Consider the following 2,591-nt stretch of genomic DNA (forward strand, 5'->3'; position numbering starts at 1 on the left):
GGTTGCGGCCCACGTCGACGGTAACCTTTTCTCCGCTCGCCTGCGCACCTTTCAGTGTGGTATCTCTGCCGCTGGTCAGGCTGAGGTTGCTGCCCGCATCAAGCCGGGTTTCGGTATGGGTCAGCCCATTGCCGTTCTCATGCCAGTGCAGGTCCGTTCTCCATCATCTGCGTCGCCATCGCGTGACGGAACAAATGGCAGCTCCCTTTGTCAATGCCTGCCGCTCACGGCACCACCGCATTGGGATGCCGCGAGCCCCGCTACCTTACTTCAATGTCTTTAATAACTCATCCAGTAGTTCAGAAGCATCGTGTTTATATTCTGATTCCCAGCGTGTTTGCCAGTCTGCGGGACGGCCTTCACTCTCCCATTCAGACAGAGCAAGTGCATTGATAATTTCTAGTTCAAACCATATTTTCTGATAATTATCTCTATTGTGCTCATCTTCAAATAGCTCATTTAGCTGAGGCAAATCTTCTGCGTAACTGACGAACCTCGCAAAGCTAATGACATCACTTAATGAATGAAGCGCATACTCACAGATATCATTCTTCTCATTTATCGCCATATTTAACCGTGACCACTCTACCAGATTCTCCCCCGTCGCCAGCCCGCCTGCAAGCCCTGCGGCCAACTGGCTCAGTGCGCTCACCTGCTGCTTCTCGCTTTCGCTCAGCTGCTCTGCCGTTTTGCCCGGGAACAGCTGGCCGGCAATGTAGCACGCCGTCAGTTCCCCGCCGCCCGCGCCCAGTCCTCCGGCCAATCCTGACTGGTTGTTCAGCTGCGCCGTCACCGCGCCCAGCACCGCGTGCGCCATCGCGTTGGCGGCGATATTGTCTTCACCAACCCGCTTCTTGATTTCCGTCGCCAGGTACGGCGATCTCGCCCTGCATGCGGATCACGTCCATCGCCTGGCCGCCGATCTCGCCAATAAGCTGCGCCTGTTTCAGCCGCTTCTGCTCCTTCTCCTTGTTGAATATCGGGCTGATGCTGCCGCCGATGTGTTCCCCTTGTAATCGGCCTGGTTGTGGATGTCCGTCCAGCCCAGCGTGCCGGTATCGAGACAGCTCTGTCCTTTGCCTCCATGCTTGAAACAAAGATCCCGGCCAAATGGCTGGAAACTTTGCTACTTAGTAGGGTAATTGTAATGCGCAGGTATTTGATAGTGCTCTGGTATATCAGGCCAATCTGAAGATCTCAACAAAGAATCAGCATCCTCTTTAAATGCATCAAAAAAACTTGATAAATTCATTGAGTATACTCTGATATATACCAATGCCGCTTGTATTGCGACCTTATCACCATCCAAACTCGCCCTTACCAAAAACTCTTTAGCATTTCCAAGCAATTCAAGCTGACGATGGAAAACATCACATTGCTGAGCTTCATAATCAACCAAAAGATCACTCTCATCTATTGGTTTTTTTGGCATGATCTTCGATAACTGAAGATAAATGTCTTTTAACTCATCAAAATTAATTTCTTTAATCATTTAGGCAATTTCCGTCCTTCATTAGCAGCGACTTTTGTTTTATCTACATTAACTGAACCATCCAAATTTAAAACAACCCTAAAGTTACCTTTGCTATCAAACACCTCAAGATGATTTTTATGGCTAGCATCTAGATAAAATTGATCTCCTTTACGGATTTCATCACTGATATTACTAGAAGCTTTATAAACTGTTTGTCCTTGATAAATCTTGCTAGTTTTCTGTGAACTATCTTTTGCCAAGATACCAAAACCAGCCTGCTTAAAGAACTCCCCCATATTTCCGACAGAGCCAGCATTAGGAACATATGGCACTTTCTTACCTGGAAGGATAATTCCAGCAACCAACCCGCCAGTGGCTTCCAGCGCTGCCTGATTTCCTTCAGACGCCTGTTTGATTGTGTCGGCTACTGCTGACCAAGTATCACTGCTCATCAGCGCCTTAACGCTGTCCGCTACCGCCTGATTCTTACCGGAGAGGTCATTAAGAGCCGTACTACAGTAGCTATCCCCGGTAGCACATGATGCCAGCGCCATAGCCGCATCGGCTGCGTAATCCGCTCCACCTAATGCTGCATCGCCAGTATCCGCAAGCGCGTTTATGATGCCATTCGCGATCGAAGACGTTGTTCCTTCACCAAGTTTATCCCTAACCTGATTTTTCAGAGATTCGGCGGCCTGTTTAACAGACTCCCGCGCCTTATCTCCCGACAACGAGTTATTCTCAACCGCATTCTTCCCAGCCTGCCCGCCGGTCACTGCTCCCGCAGTATCCCCCGTCGCCAGCCCGCCTGCAAGCCCTGCGGCCAGCTGGCTCAGTGCACTCACCTGCTGCTTCTCGTTTTCGCTCAGCTGCTCTGCCGTTTTGCCCGGGAACAGCTGGCCGGCAATGTAGCGCGCCGTCAGTTCCCCGCCGCCGGCACCCAGTCCGCCTGCTGCGGCCGACTGGTTGTTCAGCTCCGCCGTCACCGCGCCCAGCACCGCGTGCGCCATCGCATTGGCCGCAATGTTGTCTTCACCGACCCGCTTTTTGATTTCCGTCGCCAGATACGGCGAGGCACCGCTCGCCAGCGCACCCGCCAGGTTGTTCCCCGCCAGCG

2 protein-coding genes and 3 pseudogenes are annotated in these 2,591 nt (G+C 51.7%); all 5 read right to left on the reverse strand.

Annotation, left to right across the window (positions count from 1 at the left end):
* Positions 1-139 (reverse strand): annotated as a pseudogene (locus M6G53_RS24685) (hemagglutinin repeat-containing protein); the annotation flags it as partial.
* A 4-nt stretch (positions 140-143) separates the two neighbouring features.
* A pseudogene (locus M6G53_RS24690) lies at positions 144-224 on the reverse strand (tyrosine-type recombinase/integrase); the annotation flags it as partial.
* A 377-nt stretch (positions 225-601) separates the two neighbouring features.
* Positions 602-1,063: pseudogene (locus M6G53_RS25685) on the reverse strand (VENN motif pre-toxin domain-containing protein); the annotation flags it as partial.
* 63 nt (positions 1,064-1,126) lie between these two features.
* On the reverse strand, positions 1,127-1,492 hold the full coding sequence (locus tag M6G53_RS24700) for a hypothetical protein (protein ID WP_253335159.1): 366 nt from the start codon (positions 1,490-1,492) through the stop codon (positions 1,127-1,129).
* Positions 1,489-2,591 (reverse strand): VENN motif pre-toxin domain-containing protein (locus M6G53_RS24705; protein WP_253335161.1); only part of this gene is annotated, 1,103 nt, incomplete at its 5' end. The genes M6G53_RS24705 and M6G53_RS24700, both read right to left, overlap by 4 nt.

Origin of the sequence: Serratia nevei (assembly GCF_024160145.1) — a bacterium.
GTDB lineage: Bacteria > Pseudomonadota > Gammaproteobacteria > Enterobacterales > Enterobacteriaceae > Serratia > Serratia nevei_A.